At 62.7% G+C, this 20228-nt stretch carries 20 protein-coding genes; 10 read left to right on the plus strand and 10 right to left on the minus strand.

What is annotated here, in order from left to right; translation table 11 throughout:
• Window positions 1–10: 10 nt before the first annotated feature.
• The 7 genes from BR71_RS14030 to ettA all read left to right on the plus strand — a co-directional run bounded on the left by BR71_RS14030 (window position 11) and on the right by ettA (window position 9158).
• A complete protein-coding gene (locus tag BR71_RS14030) occupies window positions 11–1339 on the plus strand; it encodes a murein hydrolase activator EnvC family protein (RefSeq protein WP_043638563.1) in 1329 nt (442 codons plus the stop codon).
• 27 nt (window positions 1340–1366) lie between these two features.
• Window positions 1367–2803 carry a S41 family peptidase gene (locus BR71_RS14035; protein WP_244269634.1) on the plus strand — a complete coding sequence of 479 codons (1437 nt, stop codon included), beginning with the start codon at window positions 1367–1369 and terminating at the stop codon, window positions 2801–2803.
• A gap of 143 nt (window positions 2804–2946) precedes the next feature.
• Window positions 2947–4251: an amino-acid N-acetyltransferase gene (gene argA, locus BR71_RS14040; protein WP_043638569.1), complete on the plus strand. Its 1305-nt coding sequence runs from the start codon at window positions 2947–2949 to the stop codon at window positions 4249–4251.
• A 223-nt stretch (window positions 4252–4474) separates the two neighbouring features.
• Complete coding sequence (locus tag BR71_RS14045) at window positions 4475–4747, plus strand: oxidative damage protection protein (RefSeq protein WP_019100565.1); 273 nt, start codon at window positions 4475–4477, stop codon at window positions 4745–4747.
• Window positions 4748–4818: 71 nt separating this feature from the next.
• Window positions 4819–6876 (plus strand): polyphosphate kinase 1, encoded by a 2058-nt coding sequence (ppk1, locus tag BR71_RS14050; RefSeq protein WP_043638572.1) that lies wholly within the window; start codon window positions 4819–4821, stop codon window positions 6874–6876.
• Window positions 6877–6923: 47 nt separating this feature from the next.
• Complete coding sequence (locus tag BR71_RS14055) at window positions 6924–7403, plus strand: DUF456 domain-containing protein (protein WP_019100492.1); 480 nt, start codon at window positions 6924–6926, stop codon at window positions 7401–7403.
• 87 nt (window positions 7404–7490) lie between these two features.
• A complete protein-coding gene (gene ettA / locus BR71_RS14060; RefSeq protein WP_039753826.1) occupies window positions 7491–9158 on the plus strand; it encodes an energy-dependent translational throttle protein EttA in 1668 nt (555 codons plus the stop codon).
• Between the two features lie 82 nt (window positions 9159–9240).
• Here the strand turns inward: ettA and BR71_RS14065 are convergent, their stop codons facing one another.
• The 4 genes from BR71_RS14065 to BR71_RS14080 form a co-directional block, all read right to left on the minus strand.
• Window positions 9241–10173 carry a dihydroorotate oxidase gene (locus BR71_RS14065; protein ID WP_052370575.1) on the minus strand — a complete coding sequence of 311 codons (933 nt, stop codon included), beginning with the start codon at window positions 10171–10173 and terminating at the stop codon, window positions 9241–9243.
• A gap of 143 nt (window positions 10174–10316) precedes the next feature.
• Window positions 10317–10784 (minus strand): bacterioferritin, encoded by a 468-nt coding sequence (bfr, locus tag BR71_RS14070; RefSeq protein ID WP_043591049.1) that lies wholly within the window; start codon window positions 10782–10784, stop codon window positions 10317–10319.
• Window positions 10785–10863: 79 nt separating this feature from the next.
• Window positions 10864–12636 (minus strand): ferrous iron transport protein B, encoded by a 1773-nt coding sequence (gene feoB, locus BR71_RS14075; protein WP_043638575.1) that lies wholly within the window; start codon window positions 12634–12636, stop codon window positions 10864–10866.
• Entirely contained in the window at window positions 12633–12896 is a 264-nt protein-coding gene (locus BR71_RS14080; protein ID WP_043638578.1) for a FeoA family protein, read from the minus strand. The genes feoB and BR71_RS14080 overlap by 4 nt, the downstream gene beginning before the upstream one ends.
• 174 nt (window positions 12897–13070) lie before the next feature.
• On the opposite strand from BR71_RS14080, the gene dcd reads away from it, so the two are divergent.
• Window positions 13071–13640 carry a dCTP deaminase gene (gene dcd / locus BR71_RS14085; protein ID WP_019100498.1) on the plus strand — a complete coding sequence of 190 codons (570 nt, stop codon included), beginning with the start codon at window positions 13071–13073 and terminating at the stop codon, window positions 13638–13640.
• A 270-nt stretch (window positions 13641–13910) separates the two neighbouring features.
• A complete protein-coding gene (locus tag BR71_RS14090) occupies window positions 13911–14405 on the plus strand; it encodes a glutathione peroxidase (RefSeq protein WP_043638623.1) in 495 nt (164 codons plus the stop codon).
• 7 nt (window positions 14406–14412) lie between these two features.
• Here the strand turns inward: BR71_RS14090 and BR71_RS14095 are convergent, their stop codons facing one another.
• From BR71_RS14095 to BR71_RS14120, 6 genes are all read right to left on the minus strand, one after another.
• Complete coding sequence (locus BR71_RS14095; protein WP_043638581.1) at window positions 14413–14826, minus strand: YchJ family protein; 414 nt, start codon at window positions 14824–14826, stop codon at window positions 14413–14415.
• Window positions 14827–14828: 2 nt separating this feature from the next.
• Window positions 14829–15302, minus strand: a complete 474-nt coding sequence (locus tag BR71_RS14100) for a putative periplasmic lipoprotein (protein ID WP_043638583.1) — start codon at window positions 15300–15302, stop codon at window positions 14829–14831.
• Between the two features lie 159 nt (window positions 15303–15461).
• Window positions 15462–15860 (minus strand): ProQ/FINO family protein, encoded by a 399-nt coding sequence (locus BR71_RS14105; RefSeq protein ID WP_039753830.1) that lies wholly within the window; start codon window positions 15858–15860, stop codon window positions 15462–15464.
• Between the two features lie 485 nt (window positions 15861–16345).
• The gene (locus BR71_RS14110) at window positions 16346–17296 is read right to left on the minus strand and encodes a PfkB family carbohydrate kinase (RefSeq protein ID WP_052370576.1); all 951 of its coding nucleotides are present in this window, start codon (window positions 17294–17296) and stop codon (window positions 16346–16348) included.
• Window positions 17293–18684: a purine-cytosine permease family protein gene (locus tag BR71_RS14115; RefSeq protein WP_043638586.1), complete on the minus strand. Its 1392-nt coding sequence runs from the start codon at window positions 18682–18684 to the stop codon at window positions 17293–17295. Before BR71_RS14115 ends, BR71_RS14110 begins: the two co-directional genes overlap by 4 nt.
• 4 nt (window positions 18685–18688) lie before the next feature.
• Window positions 18689–19699 (minus strand): ADP-ribosylglycohydrolase family protein, encoded by a 1011-nt coding sequence (locus BR71_RS14120; RefSeq protein WP_043638589.1) that lies wholly within the window; start codon window positions 19697–19699, stop codon window positions 18689–18691.
• Window positions 19700–19945: 246 nt separating this feature from the next.
• Here BR71_RS14120 and BR71_RS23650 point away from each other — a divergent pair.
• Window positions 19946–20228 (plus strand): transposase (locus BR71_RS23650; protein WP_156038988.1); only part of this gene is annotated, 283 nt, incomplete at its 3' end.

A 20228-nucleotide genomic window follows, 5' to 3' on the forward strand; every position in this document is an offset into this window, starting at 1 on the left:
ATTCCCGGCAATGAAACCTTATGTCCTGATGGCGGCCTTGATCGCCGGAGCCAGCCACGCCGCGCCTCCGGCCTCCGCCGCGCTGTCCACCGCCCCGCACCAGCAAGACCTCAAATCGGTGCGCAAGGAAATCGATACGCTGAAAAAAGACATTGCCCAAAAACAGGCGGTGCAAAAAGAGGCGCAATCGGCGATCAAGGAGTCGGAACAAGCCATTAGCCAGACCACCCAGGCGCTGGTGAAGCTGGAGAAAAAACAAAGCAGCTCGGAGCAGCAGCTAGAGGCGCTGCGCGCCCAGATCAACGCCAGCCGCAACAGCCTGGCCGCGGTGCGCCAACGCGTAGGCCAGATGCTGGCGCGCCAGTACAAGAGCGGCCAGCACGACGCGATGAAGCTGATGATGAACGCGAACGACCCCAATCAGAGCGCTCGCGACCTCGCCTACTACCAGCACATCGCCCGCGCTCAGCAGCAGTTGGTCGCCCAGTTGATCACCCACCAGCACGAGCTGGAAGCGTTGTCCTTCCAACTGGAACAGGAACTGGCCCGCCTTAACTCGCTGTCAAACCGCAAGAGCCAGGAAAAGAGTTCCTTGCAGCAGGACAAGGCCAGCCAGCAGCAAGAACTCAACAAGGTCACCGGTGAAATCAAGACCGGGCAGAGCAAACTGAGCCAGCTGCAGGAAAACGAAAAACGCCTGACTGGCCTGATCGCCCAGATCAACCGGGAAATCCAGCGCCGCCGCGCGGAGATCGCGCGCAAGGCGGCGGAAGAACGCAAGGCCAAGCTGGCCGCCGCCCGCGAAGCGGCTCGCAAAGAGAACGAACGCCGCCGCAAGCTGGCTGCAAACGCCAAGAAACAAGGCAAGCCTGTGCCGGAGGAAGCCAAGCAGACGGTGACGGTGAAAGAGGAAGCCATCACCGACGTGGCCGACGACAGCGCCGCCGGCCGCGCCTTCGTCAGCCTGCAGGGCAGAATGAAAATGCCGGTGGCTGGACAATTGGTCGGCCGCTTCGGCAAACCGCGCCAGCAAGGCGTCAGCTGGAAAGGCGTGTTCATTCAAACCGCCAACGGCACCCCGGTTCGCAGCGTGGCCGACGGCACCGTAGTATTCGCCGATCAATTGCGCGGCTTCGGCAATGCCATCCTGGTCGACCATGGCGGCAACTACATGACGGTCTATACCGGACTATCCGTAATAGGTAAATCCGTAGGCAGCAGCGTCAAGGCCGGCGACACGATCGGCAACACTGGAACACTGGACAGCGGCGAATCCGGCCTGTACTTTGAAATCCGACACATGGGACGCCCCCTAAACCCGCAAGCCTGGGCGCGCTGAGCCAGGCAACGGAGACAGATAACAAACATGAGCAGCCAAAGAATGAAGAAGATTGCCTGGCTAGTGGCCGGCGCCATGGCCGGCGGCGTGCTGACGCTCAGCATGCAAGCCTTTGCCGACAAGGGCGAATCCCCGCTGCCGCTGAGCGAGCTGCGCACCTTCGCCGAAGTGTTTGGCCGCATCAAGCAAGACTACGTCGACCCGGTGGAAGACAAGAAGCTGATCACCGCGGCCATCAAGGGCATGCTGACCGGCCTGGACCCGCACTCCGACTACATGGACCCGGAAGCCTTCAAGGAACTCAAGGAAGGCACTCAGGGCGAATTCGGCGGCCTCGGCATCGAAATCGGCGCCGAGGACGGCTTGGTCAAGGTGGTGTCGCCCATCGAGGACACCCCGGCGCAGAAGGCCGGCATCAAGAGCGGCGACCTGATCATCAAGATCGACGACACCCCGGTGCGCGGCCTGTCCCTGACCGACGCGGTGAAGAAAATGCGTGGCAAGCCGGGCACCAAGGTCACGCTGACCATCGCCCGCAAGTCTGAAACCAAGCCCCTGGTGTTCACGCTGGCGCGCGCGGTGATCAAGACCAAGAGCGTCAAATACAAGCTGCTGGAACCGGACTTCGGCTATGTGCGCATCACCCAATTCCAAGAGCACACCTCCGAGGACCTGGCCGCCGGCGTGCAGGCGCTTTACAAGGAAAACAAACAGGCGCTGAAAGGCCTGGTGCTGGACCTGCGCGACGATCCGGGCGGCCTGCTCAACGGAGCGGTTGGCGTGTCGGCCGCCTTCCTGGCCAAGAACCAGTTGGTGGTCTACACCGAAGGCCGCACCCCGGACGCCAAGATGCGGCTGACCGCCAATCTGCAGAACTACGCCCGCCCCAACGGCAGCGATCCGCTGGCCCGGCTGCCGGTGGAAGCCCGCAACGTGCCTCTGGTCGTGCTGGTCAACGGCGGCTCCGCCTCGGCGTCGGAAATCGTCGCCGGCGCGCTGCAAGACCACAAACGCGCGGTGTTGGTGGGCACGCAGACCTTCGGCAAGGGCTCGGTGCAATCCATCATGCCGCTGGGCAACGCCGGCGGCATCAAGCTGACCACCGCCCGCTACTTCACGCCGAACGGCCGCTCAATCCAGGCCAAGGGCATCGTGCCCGACGTGGTAGTGGAAGACGGCACGCTGACCGCGGCGGAGCAAGCCATCCGCGTGCGCGAAGCGGACCTGGAAAACCACTTGGCCAACCCCAACGGCGAGGACAAGCCGGCGCCCAAGAGCAACGCCAAACCCGCGCCAGCGCCGCAACCCGCCCCCGCCAAGCCGGACGACGGCAAGGACAAGGCCAAGCCGGAAGAAAAGAGCCAGTTCGGCCCGCGCGACCCCAACCCTAAAAACGACAACCAGCTGTCGCAGGCGCTGAACATCCTCAAGGTACAGCAGATCCTGCAGAAAAAAGGCAGTTGACCCCGCCTCCGAGGCCACAACGCGCCCCTGGTTTCGCCAGGGGCGTTTTTCATGCGCGCGCTATATTGTCCTCCTGCAAAACACCGTCATTCCTGCTACGCTATCCGGCTTAACCCTAGTTTTCCGGCCGGAGCCGCTGACCCATGCTTACCCGCGAATTCGTGCTTTCCTTTCGCGAAGCCGCCCCCTACATCAACGCCTACCGCGGCAAGACCTTCGTGCTGGCCGTCAGCGGCGAAACCTTGCAAGACGGAGAGTTCGCCAGCCTGGCGCAGGACATCAACCTCTTGGTCAGCCTGGGCGTGCGCATCGTGCTGGTGCACGGCATCCGTCCGCAGATCGAGGGCCTGTTGAAACGCCACGGCATCGCCCGCCTCTTCCACCGCGACCGCCGCGTCACCGACGCCGCCACCATGGACGTGGTCAAGCAAGCGGCCGGCGCCACCCGCTGCGACATCGAGGCGCTGCTGTCCATGGGCATGCCCAATTCGCCAATGCACGGCGCCCACCTGCGCGTGGCCGGCGGCAACTTCGTCACCGCCCAGCCTCTGGGCGTGCTCGATGGCGTGGACATGCAATACACCGGCCAGGTGCGCCGCGCCGACGGCGCCGCCATCCGCGCCCGCCTCGACCACGGCGAGCTGGTGCTGCTGTCGCCCATCGGCTATTCGCTGACCGGCGAGGCCTTCAATCTGACCATGGAAGAACTGGCCACCCACGTCGCCATTACCCTGAAAGCGGAAAAACTGATTTTCGTGATCGAGCAGCGCGGCGTGATGCTGGACGAGGAACTGATCAGCACGCTCACCGCACAGCAGGCCGAAGACCTGCTGGCCTCCGGCCGGCTGCAGGATGACGTCAGCGCCTACCTGCCCTACGCCATCCGCGCCACCCGAGAAGGCATTCCCCGTGCCCACTTGATTAGCCGTCACGCCGACGGCGCGCTGCTGGTGGAACACTTCACCCGAGGCGGCAACGGCACCATGATCGCCCGCGACCCGCTGGTGCGAGTGCGCAACGCCAGCATCGAAGACATCGGCGACATCATCGGCCTGATCCAGCCGCTGGAAGAGCAAGGCGTGCTGGTCAAGCGCAGCCGCGAGCATCTGGAGGTGGAGATCGGCGAATATTCGGTGCTGGAACACGACGGCAAGATCTATGGTTGCGTGGCCATGCACCCCTTCCCCGACGCCGGCACCGCCGAACTGGCCTGCCTGGCGGTGGCTCAAGACAAACGCGACGGCGGCTTTGGCGAGATGCTGCTCAAACACGTGGAATACCAGGCCCGCACCCAAGGCTTGCAGTCGCTGTTCGTGCTTACCACCCAAACCGCGCACTGGTTCGTGGAGCGGGGCTTCGCCGAAGCGGACAAGAGCGCGCTGCCGCTGGCGCGGCAGCAGTTCTACAACTATCAGCGTCGATCAAAGGTGTTCGTCAAGGCCTTGTGAATCCAAGAGCCTGTTCACGATCTGCTGCGCGTTGTGGAGCGTTACACACTGAGTATCCCTTTGAAACGCTCATGTACCGCTCCTACGCTCCGCTTTCTCAGCCGTTTTCGCCTTGGCTCGCGAGATCGTGAACGGGCTCTCGGGCCGCATCGTGGTTGGAAGCGTTTCATCTCTGTGACACAATATTGAATTAACCTTTTTCCGATATTTTAAGGATTGCGCCATGAGCAGAACCGTCAATTGCGTCAAGCTGGGCCGCGAAGCCGAAGCCCTCGACTTCCCGCCGCTGCCGGGCGAACTGGGCAAGCGAGTGTTTGACAACGTCTCGAAAGAAGCCTGGCAAGGCTGGCTGCGCTATCAGACCATGCTGATCAACGAAAACCGCCTGAGCCTGGCCGACGCCCGCGCCCGCCAGTATCTGGCCGCGCAGTTGGAAGCCTACTTCTTCGGCGACGGCGCCGACGCTCCCGCCGGCTACACTCCGCCGCAGAACTAATCGCCATGCCCAGCCCTCCAAGCGAGGGCTTTATTTTTCCCTGAACTCTCCACTGTTGGCTTGAACCTCGTATGTCACACACGCAAGACCTGCTGATCAACCGCGAACTTGGCCTTCTAGAATTCAACCGCCGCGTGCTGGCCCAGGCGGAAGACGCCAACCTGCCGCTGCTGGAACGGCTGAAATTCCTGTGCATTGTGTCCTCCAACATGGATGAGTTCTTCGAAGTGCGAGTGGCCTGGCTGCAGGAAACCGCCGAGGTCACACCGGAACGCATCCTGGCGGACGGCACCACGCCTGAGCAGGCGCTGGCCAAGGTGGCCACCGCCGCGCACCAACTGGTGCGCGACCAGTACGCCGTGATGAGCGAAGTGCTGTTTCCGGCGCTTCGCGAGGAAAACATCATCTTCCTGCGCCGCAACGAATGGAGCCCCGCGCAACAGCAATGGGTGAAGGACTTTTTCTTCCGCGAGTTGATGCCCATCCTCACCCCCATCGGCCTCGACCCGTCCCACCCCTTCCCCAAGGTGCTGAACAAATCCTTGAACTTCGCGGTGGAGCTGGAAGGGCGCGACGCCTTCGGCCGCGCCTCCGGCATCGCCATCGTCCAGGCGCCGCGCATCCTGCCGCGGGTGATCAAATTGCCGGCGGACGTCAGCGACGGCCATCGCCACACCTTCGTCTTCCTGTCCTCCATCCTCCATTCCCATGTGCATGAGCTGTTCAGCGGCATGGCGGTCAAGGGCTGCTACCAGTTCCGCGTCACCCGCGACAGCGAACTGACGGTGGAAGACGAAGACGTGAAAAACCTGCGTACCGCCCTGCAAGGCGAATTGCGCCAGCGCCAGTTCGGCGACGCGGTGCGGCTGGAGATCGCCGATACCTGCCCCTTGCATATGGAAGAATTCCTGCTGACCCAGTTCAACCTGAAGCCGCGCGACGTCTACCGCGTCAACGGCCCGGTCAATCTGGTGCGGCTGATGCAGGTGCCAGACCTGGTGGATAGGCCGGACCTGAAATTCACCCCCTTCATCCCCACGCTGCCGGAGATACTGCGCAAGAAGACGCCGCTGTTCGATGCCATCCGCAAGGGCGATATTCTGCTGCACCACCCGTTCCAGAGCTTCCAGCCGGTGATTGACATGCTGACGCTGGCGGCGTCCGATCCGCATGTGGTGGCCATCAAGATGACGGTGTACCGCACCGGTACCGACTCGGTGCTAATGGAATCGCTGATCGCCGCCGCCCGCGCAGGCAAGCAGGTGACCGTGGTGGTGGAGCTGATGGCGCGCTTCGACGAAGAAGCCAATATCAGCTGGGCCAGCCGGCTGGAGGACGCCGGCGCCCACGTGGTCTATGGCGTGATCGGCTACAAGGTGCACGCCAAGATGCTGATGGTGGTGCGCCGCGAAGAACACGGCCTTCGCCGCTACGTCCACTTGGGCACCGGCAACTACCACCCGCGCACCGCTCGCCTCTACACCGACTTCGGCCTGCTGACCTGCAATGAACAGATCGCCAGCGACGTCAACGATATCTTCGTACAGCTGACCGGCCTGGGCCGCGCCAGCCAGCTCAAGCTGCTGTTCCAGAGCCCGTTCACGCTGCACAGCATGGTAATGGAGGCGATAGACCGCGAAATCGCCCACGCCCAGGCCGGCAAGCCGGCGCAGATCATCGCCAAGATGAACGCCTTGCTGGAAAGCCAGGTGATCCACGCGCTGTACCGCGCCAGCCAGGCCGGGGTCAAGATCCAGCTGATCGTGCGCGGCGTGTGCGCGCTGCGGCCGGGCGTGCCGGGGCTGTCCGAGAATATCAGCGTGCGCTCCATCGTCGGCCGCTTCCTGGAACACCCGCGCGTGTTCTACTTCCACAACGACCGCAAAGAAGACCTGCTGATCGCCAGCGCCGACTGGATGGGCCGCAACTTCTTCCGCCGCATCGAAACCTGCGTGCCCATCATCGACGCCAAGCTCAAGCGCCGGGTGATCAAAGAGGCGCTGCGCCTCTATCTGGACGACAACGTCAACGCCTGGGACATGCAGCCGGACGGCGGCTACAAGCGCCGCACCTCCCGCGGCAAGCCGCATTGCGCGCAATTGCAGCTGCTGGAAGAGTACACCCGCTGACATCCGGCCCGCGGCTCCGCCGCGGGCGCATCCCCGCAAGGACCACCATGGAAATCGCCGGCTACAGTCTCGCCGCCCTGCTCATCGTCGCCGGTCTGGCCGGCACCATGCTGCCCATCATCCCCGGCTTGCCGCTGATGTTCGGCGGCCTGCTCCTGGCCGCCTGGCTGGACAACTTCAACCACCTGGGCGCGATCAGTCTGATCATCATGGCCCTGCTCACCGCATTGGGCCTGGTGATAGATTTCTTCGCCGGCCTGCTTGGCGCAAAAGCCAGCGGCGCCAGCAGTCAGGCGCTGTGGGGCGCCTTCATCGGCGGCATCGTGGGCATGTTCTTCGGCTTGGCGGGCGTGCTGCTCGGCCCGCTGGTCGGCGCCGTCATCGGCGAGTTCATCGCTCGCAAGGATGCCTTTCAAGCAGGGAAAGTCGGCATCGGCACCTTCATCGGCTTCATCGTCGGCGCGGTGGCCAAGGTAGCCTGCGCTTTCGCCATGCTGGCCACGGCGGCGCTGGCGCTACTGTTCTAGCGGCCGGCTCCATGGCCGCGCGGCTGGCCTAAACCAGGGGATTTGGTAGAATCCGGGTTTATCCCCTTCAATCCAGCGTGAATACCGATGGCACAATATGTAATGTCCATGCTCCGCGTGAGCAAGATCGTTCCGCCCAAGCGCCAGATCATCAAGGACATCTCCCTGTCCTTCTTCCCCGGCGCCAAGATCGGCCTGCTGGGCCTGAACGGCGCCGGTAAATCCACCGTGCTGCGCATCATGGCCGGCGCGGACAAAGAATACGAGGGCGAGGTGCAACACCTGGCCGGCGTCAAAATCGGCTACCTGCCGCAGGAACCGCAGCTGGACCCCGAAAAAACCGTGCGCGAGGAAGTGGAAAGCGGCATGGGCGACGTAATGGGCGCGCAAAAACGCCTGGAAGAAGTGTACGCCGCCTACGCTGAAGCGGACGCCGACTTCGACGCGCTGGCCGAAGAACAGGCCAAGCTGGAGGCCATCATCGCCGCCGGCGCCAACGACAACGTCGAACACCAGCTGGAAATCGCCGCCGACGCGCTGCGCCTGCCGCCGTGGGACGCCAAGATCGGCCCGCTGTCCGGCGGCGAGAAGCGCCGCGTGGCGCTGTGCAAGCTGCTGCTGTCCAAACCCGACATGCTGCTGCTGGACGAACCCACCAACCACCTGGACGCTGAGTCCGTGGAATGGCTGGAACAATTCCTGGTGCGCTTCCCCGGCACCGTGGTGGCCGTCACCCACGACCGCTACTTCCTGGACAACGCCGCCGAGTGGATTCTGGAACTGGACCGCGGCGAAGGCATTCCGTGGAAAGGCAATTACTCCAGCTGGCTGGAACAAAAGGAAGCCCGCCTGGCGCAGGAAGCCAAGAGCGAAGGCGCCCGCATGAAGGCGATGAAGCAGGAGCTGGAATGGGTGCGTCAGAACCCGAAAGGCCGCCAGGCCAAGTCCAAGGCGCGTTTGGCCCGTTTCGAAGAGCTGTCCAGCTACGAAACTCAAAAACGCAACGAGACCCAGGAAATCTTCATCCCCGTGGCCGAGCGCCTGGGCAATGAAGTCATCGAGTTCAAAGGCGTGTCCAAGGGCTTCGGCGACCGCCTGCTGATCGACAACCTGAGCTTCAAGGCTCCGCCGGGCGCCATCGTCGGCATCATCGGCCCCAACGGCGCCGGTAAATCGACCTTGTTCAAGATGATCGCCGGCAAAGAACAGCCGGACAGCGGCGAAGTCAGCATCGGCCAGACCGTGCAGATGGCCTTTGTCGAGCAGACCCGCGAGGGCCTGGACGGCGACAAGACCGTGTTCGAGGACGTAGCCGCCGGCGCCGACATTCTCACCGTCGGCAAATTCGAGATGTCCAGCCGCGCCTATCTCGGCCGCTTCAACTTCAAGGGCGCCGACCAGCAGAAGAAAGTGGGCATGCTCTCCGGCGGCGAACGCGGCCGCCTGCACCTGGCCAAAACCCTGCTCAAGGGCGGCAACGTGCTGCTGCTGGACGAACCGTCGAACGACCTTGACGTGGAAACCTTGCGCGCGCTGGAAGACGCCTTGCTGGAATACGCCGGCACCGTGTTCGTGATCTCGCACGACCGCTGGTTCCTGGACCGCATCGCCACCCATATTCTGGCAGCGGAAGGCGAGTCGCAATGGACCTTCTTCGACGGCAACTATCAGGAATACGAAGCCGACAAGAAGAAACGCCTGGGCGAGGAAGCCGCCAAGCCCAAGCGTATCCGCTACAAGCCGATCACCCGCTAAGGAGGTGTTGACGATCCGCTGTGTCGCGCGATCGTAAACAGGTTCGAAAAAGCCCGGACTCTCCGGGCTTTTTTTCATGTGCTCACAGCGTCTTCAGACGCCCGCGGAAGTCCTCCAGCCGCCGATAGCCCTTGGCCTGCATGATGGCGGCCAGTTCCGCCTCAATGCGGTCGAAGGCGCCGACGCCCTCCTCGTGCAGGCAGGTTCCCACCTGCACGGCGGTGGCGCCGGCCAGGATGTGCATGAATGCCTCGGCTCCGCTCTTCACGCCTCCACAGCCGATCACATGCTTGTCCGTCAGCAGCACGGCGAACTCGCGCACATTGGCCAGCGCCGTCGGCAATACATAATCGCCGCCCAGCCCCCCCAAGCCGCCCTTGGGCTTGATCACCGCGGACTCGCTGTCCAGGTCTATCACCAGGCCGTTGCCCACCGAGTTGATGCAGGTGACGAAGCGCAACAGCGGGAAAGCGTTCAACACCGCGGCCATGGCGGCGAAATGCGCCGGATCGAAATACGGCGGCAGCTTGACGCCGAACGGCCGAGCATAGCCACGGCTGATCGCCTCCAGGGCCTCGGCGCTGGCGGCGAAGTCATAGCCCAACTGCGGCTTGCCCGGCAGATTGGGGCAGGACAGGTTGACCTCGGGCAGGCAAGGCAGCTTGAGCGCCGCCAGCTCGGCCAGAATGGTCAGAGTATCGTCCAGCGTCATGCCGGACACGGACAGGAACAGCGGCTTGGGGTCGTCGTAAGCCTGAGCGTAGTCCAGATAATAGCGGTAGCCCTCGTTGGGCAGGCCCATGGAATTGATGCTGCCCAGCGCGGTGCGTCGGTAACGCGGCTCGGGATTGCCGGCGCGGGGTTCCAGCGTGCAACTCTTGGTCACCACCGCGCCGGCGGCGGAACGGCGCACCCGCTCCAGTTCCTCCCGCGTGCGGCAATAGACGCCGGAAGCGTTGAACAAGGGGCTGGACATCTTCATGCCCAGCCAGGAAACGGATAGATCCAGCGACATCGCGCCCTCCGGCAAATTTATCTGCCGACGATGATAGACGAAGACGGGCCCGACCATACTGCGCCATGTCAAAACCCGCGCGGCGGCGGCAAAACAAACGGCCGCTCGAAAGGCGGCCGTCTCAAGGTCAACATACCCTGCGCTTACATTTGTGACTGAATGTAGTTCTGTTCGCCCACCATATCGATCAGACGCAGCTGCTGCTCCAGCCAGTGGGCGTGATCGTTCTCGGTCTCTTCCAGCAACACCATCAGTTCCTGACGCGTCACGTAGTCCTTCACGCTCTCGCAGTGGGCGACTACTTTTTTCAGCAGATTGCCGACGCGGTACTCCACTTCCAGATCGCTGGCCAGCATCGCCCGCACGTTCTCCCCCACCACGATGGGCACGCGCTTGGCCACATTGGGCTTGCCTTGCAAGAACAGGGTGCGCGCGATCAGCACCCGCGCGTGCGACAGCTCGTCCTCGCGTTCATGGTCGATGCGCTCGAACAGCTTGTGCAGGCCGAAGTCCTTGTACATCTCGGCGTGGATGAAATACTGGTCCGCGGCGGATAGTTCTTCCGCCAGCAGTTCGTTCAGCAACTCGATGGTTTTGGGATCACCTTGCATAACGACCTCTTGTTGTAGTTCAATGACGCCGGCTATCCGCCGGCGCGAACGGAATTCGCAAGCCATTCATTCTAAGCCCTCAAGGCCACAGATGCACGCTGGCTTGGTAAAACACGAACGACAACAGCCAGGCCAGGCCCACCGACCACGCCACCGCCATCGCGGTATAGGACTTGCTGCGCGACTCGCGGTACATCGCCGCCACCGTGGACAGGCAAGGCACGTAGATCAAGGTGAAGATCAGGAAGCTCATCGCCGAACGCCAGTCCAGATGTTGCAGCAGGACAGCGCCCAGACCCGCCTCCGACACCCCGTAGATCACAGCCAGGCTGCCCAGCAGAATTTCCTTGGCGATGAAACCGAACAACAAGGCCGCCGCCAGCTCGTGGCGAATGCCGATCGGGTCCAACACAGGGGCCAACAGGCCGCCCAAGACGTCGGCCAGCGTCTTGCCATCGCCGGCCGGCACATGAGTCAGCAACCAGACCAACACCACCCCCAACAGGATGAAGCTGGAAGCCAGCTGCAGGAAGGCCCGCACCTCGCCCACCGCCCGGCCAAGCAAATGGCTCAAGCCGGGCAGCCGATACGGCGGCACTTCCAGCAAGAAGGCCTCGCCCCCGGCGTAGCGACGCTTGAACACCCAAGCGGTGAACACCGCGACGGCGAAGCTCATCAGATAAAGCCCCATCAACACCCACGGCGCCTGCGCCGCCGTGAACAGCAATCCGGCGAAAAACACCACCACCTGCAGTCGCGCCGAGCACAACGAGAATGGAATCACCAGCATGGTCAGCAGCCGCTGCTTGCGCTCTCGCATCACCCGGGTGCCCAGGATGGCCGGCACATTGCAGCCAAACCCCATCAACTGCATCACGAAGCCGCGGCCATCCAGCCCCAATCGAGCCATAAAGGCATCGGTCAGATAGGCGGCGCGCGCCAGATAGCCGGAATCCTCCACCATCGCCATCAGTACGAAGAACACCAGCAAAATGGGCGCGAAGGTCAGCACCGTCGACACGCCCTGCCAGATCCCGTCCAGCGCCAGGCTCTGCACAATCTCAGGCAACGGCGCGAGCAAGGGCGCCAGCGCCTGCTCCTTGACCCAGTCCAGCCCGGCCCCGGCCAGCTCCTGCAAAGGCGTGCCGATCTGATAAGTCAGATTGAACAACAGCGCCATCAATGCGAAGAACAGCGGCAAACCCAGCCACGGATGCATCAGCCAGTGGTCGATCTTTTCGGTCAGCCTCGCCGGCAGCATCGGCGGCAAGGCCCAGCAGCCGTCCAGCAAGCGTTTGGCCTCCGCCATCGCCGCCTGGGTATCCGGTACCCCGTCCAGCATGGCTCTCGCGGCTGGAGCGTCGTCGTTGGCCAGCCGGTTCAAACTCGCCATCAGCGGCGGCCAGCCTTGCATATGTCTGGCCGACACCAGCGATACCGGCGCGCCCAGACGTTCCGACAAACGCTCCACGTCCAGGCTCACGCCCAATGCCTTGGCCTCGTCCGCCATATTCAGCACAAGCTGGCAATTGAGACCGCTGGCCAACACCTGCAAAGCCAGCGGCAATTGCCGGTCCAGCTGGCTGGCGTTGAGCACTAGGATGGCGCCGTCGAAAGCGCTGGCCAGCAACACGTCGCGCACCACCGCCTCATCGTCGGAATAGCCGGTCAAATCATGAACGCCGGGCAAATCCACCAACTCCACCATGTGGCCGCCCAGCAACACCCGCGCGCTGCTCAGTTCTATGGTCAGCCCCGGCCAGTTGCCAACGCGCTGGGACATGCCGGTCAGGCGGTTGAACAAAGTGGACTTGCCGGTGTTCGGCAAGCCGATCAGGGCGAAACGCTTCATGCTTCCACCCTCGCCACGATGAAACGCGCCAGACTGCGCCGCAGCAGGAAGCGGGTGGCGCCGACATCCAGCAACAAAGGTCCGCCCAAGGGCGCCGCCCGGCGCAAATAAAAACGGCACCCCGGCGTCAGACCGAAGGCGGCGACGCGACGCATGGCCTCTTCGGCCAGCTCCAGACGGTCGACCACGCCGTGGCGACCAGCGGGAAATACATCCAAAGTCAACATGATGATCCGATCAATAACGAGAATGGTTTGCATTAGTATATCCAGCCAAACCACGCGAATATCGGCCAACCGCGGCAATTCCCGCGCTGCTTGACCTGCATCAATAGCATTGTCCTATCCGGATCAGCCTTGGATTATCGATAGCCGCCCACAGCGCTTGCGGTTAAAATCGCGGACAATCAATCGACAAGCTACGGGCCAAAGACAATGAGCATCAAATCGGACAAATGGATTCGCCGGATGGCGGACGAGTACAACATGATCGAACCCTTCGAGGCCAACCAGATCAAGATGGTGGATGGCCAGAAGGTGATCTCCTACGGCACCTCCAGCTACGGCTACGATATCCGCTGCGCCGACGAATTCAAGGTATTCACCAATATCAACAGCACCATCGTCGACCCTAAAAACTTCGACCCCAACTCCTTCGTGGAAGTCTCCGGCAAGGGCTATTGCATCATCCCGCCCAACAGCTTCGCGCTGGCTCGCACTGTCGAATATTTCCGCATTCCGCGCTCGGTGTTGACCGTATGCCTGGGCAAGTCCACTTACGCCCGTTGCGGCATCATCGTCAACGTCACCCCGTTCGAGCCGGAATGGGAAGGCTACGTAACCCTGGAGTTCTCCAACACCACGCCGCTACCGGCCAAAATCTACGCCAACGAGGGCGTGGCCCAGGTGCTGTTCTTTGAATCCGATGAAATCTGCGACGTGTCCTACAGTGACCGCGCCGGCAAATACATGGGCCAGGTGGGCGTGACGCTTCCGCGCCCCTGAACCGCTTCCCGCCTGCAAAAAAGGGATGGCTTAGCCATCCCTTTGTCATTTAAACAACGCCAAATCCGTCCTCGCAATTTCACCTTAATGTTCTAGGATAAACAGAGGGTTAGCTGACTTTCCCGGTTGGTCGGCCCTTGTACAGCAATTGATTTCTTCTTGGGGCGTAGCGGTTCCCCCTTGCCGTTGCGCCCCTTTTTTTATCTCCCTGCTCAATTGCTCTTCTTCCGGTTTCTTGCCATGATCTTCGCTTTGGCGAAGGGCGGAAACATGCCGGACATATATGATTTTTCCATTGAGACTTTAAACGGACCGACGTTGCCGCTGGCGAACTATCGCGGCAAAGTGCTGCTGTTGGTCAACACCGCCAGCGAATGCGGCTTCACCTCGCAATTGGCAGGCCTGGAACAACTGTACCAGCGCCACCGCGATCAAGGCCTCGAAATCATCGGCTTTCCCTGCAATCAGTTCGGCGGCCAAGAACCGGGGAACGCCTCCGCCATCGGTCAGTTCTGTCAAAAGAACTTTGGCGTCAGTTTCGCCTTGTCCGCCAAGATTGATGTCAATGGAGCGAATGCGCATCCGCTATGGCGCTATCTCGCCGCCGCCAAGCCTGGTCTACTGGGCAGCCGGCGCATCAAATGGAATTTCACCAAGTTTCTGATCGATGGCGAGGGGCGCATCCGCGGGCGTTTCGCCCCCTACGTCAAGCCGGCGGCGCTGGAGCGCGTGATCGAAAGCCTGCTGCCGACATCCGCCGCCTGAACCGAGTTCAGCTCAACTCGCCGGACACGTAGAACCAGCGGCCGTCCTCGCGCGCAAAGCGGCTGCGCTCGCGCATGCGCTCGGCCTTGCCGCTCACTTTATAGCGCGCGGCAAACTCCACCCACCCTTCGGCGTCGGCCTCGCCGCCGGCCTCTGTCGCCAGCACCTCCAGGCCCAGCCATTTGACCACGCCTGCATCCGCGGCCAGGTCCAGCGCCTGCGGCCGGGTACTGGGATGCCAGCTCGCCAGCAGATACGCCTCGTCGCCGCGCGCGTAAGCGGTATAGCGCGAACGCATCAAGGCCACCGCCGTGGGCGCAGGCTCGCCGCCCTCGCTCAGGTAACGGCCGCAACAGGCCGCGTAATCGCCGCCCAGTCCGCAGGGACAGCCGGCAGCGTCCGGCTTGGCTTTCTTGCCCATGTTCAAGCTCCCAAGGCCGGCAAGCCGTAGAGTTTGAGCAGGAAGTTAGTGAACGCGGGATCCGCCGGCTTGGGATTCATCTTGGGCCAGCGCCTCATCCACTCCCGCAAACGCTCATCCATCTTGGCTCGGAACGTATCCTGATCAATGCGCCCCGCCTCGCGCTCCACCGTCAGATAGCGGTACATGGCGAAGGTGTTGTCGTCGACGGGGTTTGACCCCACTGCCTTGAGCCGGAATGCGCCCAACTGATCAGCAGCCGCCAGCCTGGTCAGTTCGCCGCTCTTGACCTTGTCTGCCAAACGGTTGGCCTCACGCAACAAAGCGTCCGACTTGGCGGTGGGCGCCGGAGCCGTCTGCTGCCGGCCCTTGGCCGGAGAGGAAGGATGCGAACTGATGGGCGCGCCCAGTTGTTGCAACGCGCTGCAAGCGGACAAGCTCAGGGCCATGGCGGCCCACAAGAAAAGACGTTTCATGCCGGGTATTCTACTCCTGTCCTGATTCGGCGCCGCCGCGCGGCGCGTTCTGCTGCGACCGCCTCGCCGGTGCCAATGTTCCGCCTCGCCAATGCAAAACAGCCTGACAAACGGATCTGTCAGGCTGTTTTACGTTCTTGCCACGAGGCCGCGGCACGCTTATTCCGCGGCGTCGCCAGCGGGTTCGGCCGGAGCCGCAGCAGCCGGGGCCGGCTTGGGCGCGGACATTTGTTCCGCCGCCTTTTTCTCTTCCGCGCTCACTTCGCCCACCGGCTTGTTGGCCAGATCGAAACGCTTGCCGCCGCGCGCCAGTGACTTGACGTAGCGCGGCTTGCGACAGTGATTGGCCACCACGCGGGAGATCAGCGTCGAGTCGAACTGCGGCAAGGCCGCGATCAGGCTCTCATGGATGCCCAAGGCCAGCGGACGAAACTGGCGGAAAACGTCGAACTTGCTGTAAACATGATCCGCGATCATCTCGGTCTGCTTTTTCTTGGACAGACTTTGTACAGCGGACTTAAGTGCAGCACCGAGTGCCGTTTCAGTATTTGGCTTCATGAACTTCTATCTAGATCCATTGATGCAAAAGCAGCGCATGCTGCCTAATCAAGCGAAGCGCTGCAACCAGCCGCCCGGCCAGCTTGACAGCTGGCGAAAAAATGACGACATCGTAACCAGGCTTGACCAACACGCGCAGACAAGACGTCTGCGCGCCGTGAAAAATTTCCAATCATGCAGGGTATCCGGGAGCCGGACCCAAGCGGGCGGCCTGCCGGGACAGGGCCATGACCCCGCACCCATCGGCCCGCCCTGCTTGTCGACAGCGGAGCCAACTTGACGCAATGGAGGAAAGCGCCAAACGGAATCCTCCGGGCGCCCCATTGCCGGGCAGGCGCTCACGAGGGTGGGAGAGTACTAAGTAATGCCCCTTTATGTCCAGCACTTGACGCCAATTGCGGCGTTTCCACTCATATCCGTCTGTCTTTTGCCACGTTATCCGCGCCCAGCGGGCCTCCCTTGCTTCACACGCTCCCTAAGGCGGCTCACAGGCAAGCGGCGGGGAAGCGGCGGTTCAAGCTGTCCCAATCCGTCGCCGCGTCCGGTCCGGCGCTCGCCACCACACAGGCGGCCAGCCGATTGCCCAGATCCACCGCGTAATGCAGCGGCCAGCCGCTGGATAAACCGGCCAACAAACCTGCGCAATGCGCGTCGCCCGCGCCTATGGTGTCCACCACCGAAACTTGATAGCCGGGCAGATGCCATGGCTCGTCGGTGCCCGGACAGACCCAGGCGCCGTCCTGGCCCAAGCGGCAGATCAGCGTCAACTGGTAGTCTTTGGCGAAACGCTGTGCAGCCGCCACCGGATCACCCTGGCCGCACAATATGGCGATCTCGTCCCGGTTCAACGTCAATAAGGTTTCCGTCTCGCTCAGGCTGGACAGAAACGCCGGCTCCAGCAAGGCGACGCGCGGACCGAGGTCGATCACCCGCAACTGTTCCGACGGCAAGGCCAACAGCCAGGCGCGCAGCGCCCGCCCGCCTTCTCCCGCCAGTTCATAGCCGTTGGCGTACACCAAGGCGTCGGCGGGCAAGGGCAACGCGTCCAGTTGCTCGCGACTCCACTCCCCTTCGCAGCCGGTGATGGAGATGAAGCTGCGCTCTCCGCTGGGCTCCACCATGGCCACGCACCAACCATTGTCGCGATTCGCGTTGCGCAACAGCACCGGCAGTCCCAACTCCCGCATCGCCCGGTCTACCGCCGCGCCCCAGGGCCCGTTGCCCACCGGCATGCCGTTGATCACAGGAGCGTTCAACTGACACAGCGCCCTCGCCACATTGAAGGCGCAGCCGCCGATTTGGCGCTCCTGCTGCAAGGCCTCTACATCGCCGCCGCTTCGCGGCAGTTCCGGGAGAGTCAGCACCACATCCCCCACAGCGCCGCCCAAAGCCAGAATCGCCTTGGTCGGATGATAACTTGGACACGGAATGGTCATGCGCGTCGCTCCTTCAGCAACAGATACAAGCCGTAAGCCAGCAAGCTGGTTCCAAAAGACACAAACAAGCCAAGGCTGGAATCCGCGAAAACACCCACCGCCAACGGACCGTCGATAAAGCCGGTCTTGCTCACCAGCAGGCCGCAGGCCGCGCCCAGCAGCCAGCACAGCAAGGGCCCGCCGCGAAAGGCCTGCCGCCCCTCGCCGGACAAGGCCGCATCGTCATAACCTTGGCGATGACGCAGCAGCAGGTAATCCAGCACAAACACCGCCTCCCAGGCCGCCAGGAACACGCCGCAGAACAGCAGGAAGGAAATGAAGGGCCCCAGGAAATCGCTGGAGACGAATAAAACGTAAGCGGCGATCGCCAACACGATCAGCGCATTGATGGAAACCGCCTGCGCCTGCCTGACCTTGACGCCTATGGTCAGCAGATTGAGGCTGGCCGAATACAGGCTGAGCACGGCCATGGTCACGATGCCCGCGGTCGCGGTCAGCAGATAGGGCACCGCCATCCAGGCCGGCAGCACCGCGCCGATTTTGGCAATGGGATTGGCCGCGCTGGCCAGGTCCGGAATCTGCGCCGACAGCAGCACGCCAGTGAAGATCAGCAGCATCAAGGGCAGCGACGCCCCCGCCATCACCGCCCCGAAAATGCCGCTATTGGATGAGCCGGCCCGCTGATAACGGCTATAGTCCGCGCCGGCGATCGCCCAGCTAATGCCGGTGCCCGCGGCGATCACCGACACCGCCGGCCAGAAGCCAGTCAGCCAGTTGCCGTCCGGCCGCGCCATGATGGCGCCCCAGTCAGCCGTCGACGCCACATACAGGATCACCACCAGAGTCATGCTGCCGAAAATCCGGCTTAACCAGCTTTGCATCCACACCACGGTAGCCTGTCCCAGCAGGCTGACCACGATGGTCAAGCCGATGAACAAGAACAAACACACAGCGGTCAGCAAACGACTCTCCGCCATGCCCAGCGCCTGGCACAGCGCCGCCAGCGTCAAAGCGCCGGTCACCACGTTGACCGCCTCCCACCCCATCAGATTGAACCAGCTGAAGGCGGTGGGCGCGGCGTTGCCGTGCAGCCCGAAGATGGCCCGCGACAAGGTCAGCGTGGAGGTGCGGCCGCGCCGGCCGGCGATGCTGGTCACCCCCACCAGGGCAAAACTGGCCACCCCCAGCGCCGCAGCCAGCAAAGACTGGAAGAAGGACAGCCCGAAGCTGGTGACGATGCCGCCGTAAACCACGCCCAGGATGCCGATATTGGCCGCCAGCCACACCCAGAACAACTCGACGGGCCGCCCCTTGCACTCATGCTCCGGCACTTGTTCGATGCCCGCGCTCTCCAGTCGCCAGCCCTCTGCTGCTTGTACATCGCTCATCTGCTCACCCCCTAAACCGCAATGCGCTCAAAGCCCGCGCGTAAGATTCGAAATCAACGCCATTCACTTTCCGGATGCGCTCCCGCCATTCGGCGGGCAACGCGTCCGCGCCTCGCAAGGCGCCGCATACCGCGGTGGCCATCGCGCCGATGGTGTCGGTGTCGCCGCCCAGATTGGCCGCCAGCACCGCGCAACGGCGCGGGTCGCCTTGCGCGCAATCCACCAAGGCCAAGGCGGTCGGCACCGACTCTATCGTGTCCATGCCGGCCCCCAGCGTGCGGTACAGCTCGGCAACCACGGCCGCATCGTCCCGTCCCCGCAAACGCGCCGCCACCTCGAATCCCCAATCCAAACGCCGGCTCAGCAGAGGGCTGAACGTGGTGACGCGCTCCAGCTGCGCCTGCTCGGCGACCCCAGGCAGTTCTGCCTGGATGCAGGGCCAATCCGCCCCCTCCACCGCTCGGGACACCGCCCAAGCGATAGCCGCGGCCCCGGCCACCGCGATATCGGACTGATGGGTGGGACTGCAGCTTAGCCGCACCGCATGAATAAAAGCCTCGCGGTTCGCGCTGGGCAATAAGCAGCCCAGGGGAGCCACTCGCATCGCCGCCCCGTTGGTAATGCCGTTGGCGCCCAGCGAGTCGATGGACCGGCCGGACAAAATCGCCCTCAGCGCAGCCTTCGAACTGGGTCCTAAAATGTTCTTGTTGAAGGCGTCGACGCCCTCGGCCCAAGCGATGATGTTGGCGGCGATGCGCTCGGGCTCCACCGCGCCGTCGGCGGTGATCAAGGCGTCCATCAAGGCAATGGCCTGCTGGGTGTCGTCGGTGAATTCGCCGGCGACAAACTCGGAAGCGGCGAAGTTCTCGGCGGGGCCGGGCAGGAAGTCGTCTATCCAGCCAAAGAACGTCTGCACCTGCCGTTGCGGCCAAAGTTCGGAAGGCATGCCCATCGCATCCCCCGCCGCCTGCCCGTAAAGAGCCCCAAGAATGGACTGGTAGCCCTTGCTAATCATTGTCAAACCACTTCTCTCCGCCAGGATGCCAACGCCGAAGTCCGTTTAAGGCCCTGTTTATGGTCTGCTGCAAACGAGCGATACGGCGCTGAAAACGGCTTCAAAATACTCATGTACCGTCTGTACACTCCGCTTTTTCAGCCGTTTTCGCCTTGTCTCGCCCTTGCTCGCGAGATCGTAAACACGTTCTAAGACCCGCTAACAAAACCTCTTGATGTCAGATGCGTATGCCCGCATTTGGCGAAGATGAAACGGAAAGTCGTCAGTCAGAAGCTCTGGAAGTCATTGCAACCACTACTTCCTCCACCACCGCGTTCCCGCCGGGGTGGGCGGCCGCGGTTGGATGATTTTGCCGCCCTCAACGGCATCTTGTTTGTTCTCACTACCGGCATTCCTTGGGAGGACCTCCCACAGGAACTCGGTTTTGGCAGCGGTATGACCTGCTGGCGAAGACTGCGCGATTGGCAAGCGCTAGGCATTTGGGACCGCCTACACCTAGCCCTGCTGATACAACTGCGCCAACACGATC

The organism is Chromobacterium haemolyticum DSM 19808 (assembly GCF_000711885.1).
GTDB classification, from domain to species: Bacteria; Pseudomonadota; Gammaproteobacteria; order Burkholderiales; family Chromobacteriaceae; genus Chromobacterium; species Chromobacterium haemolyticum.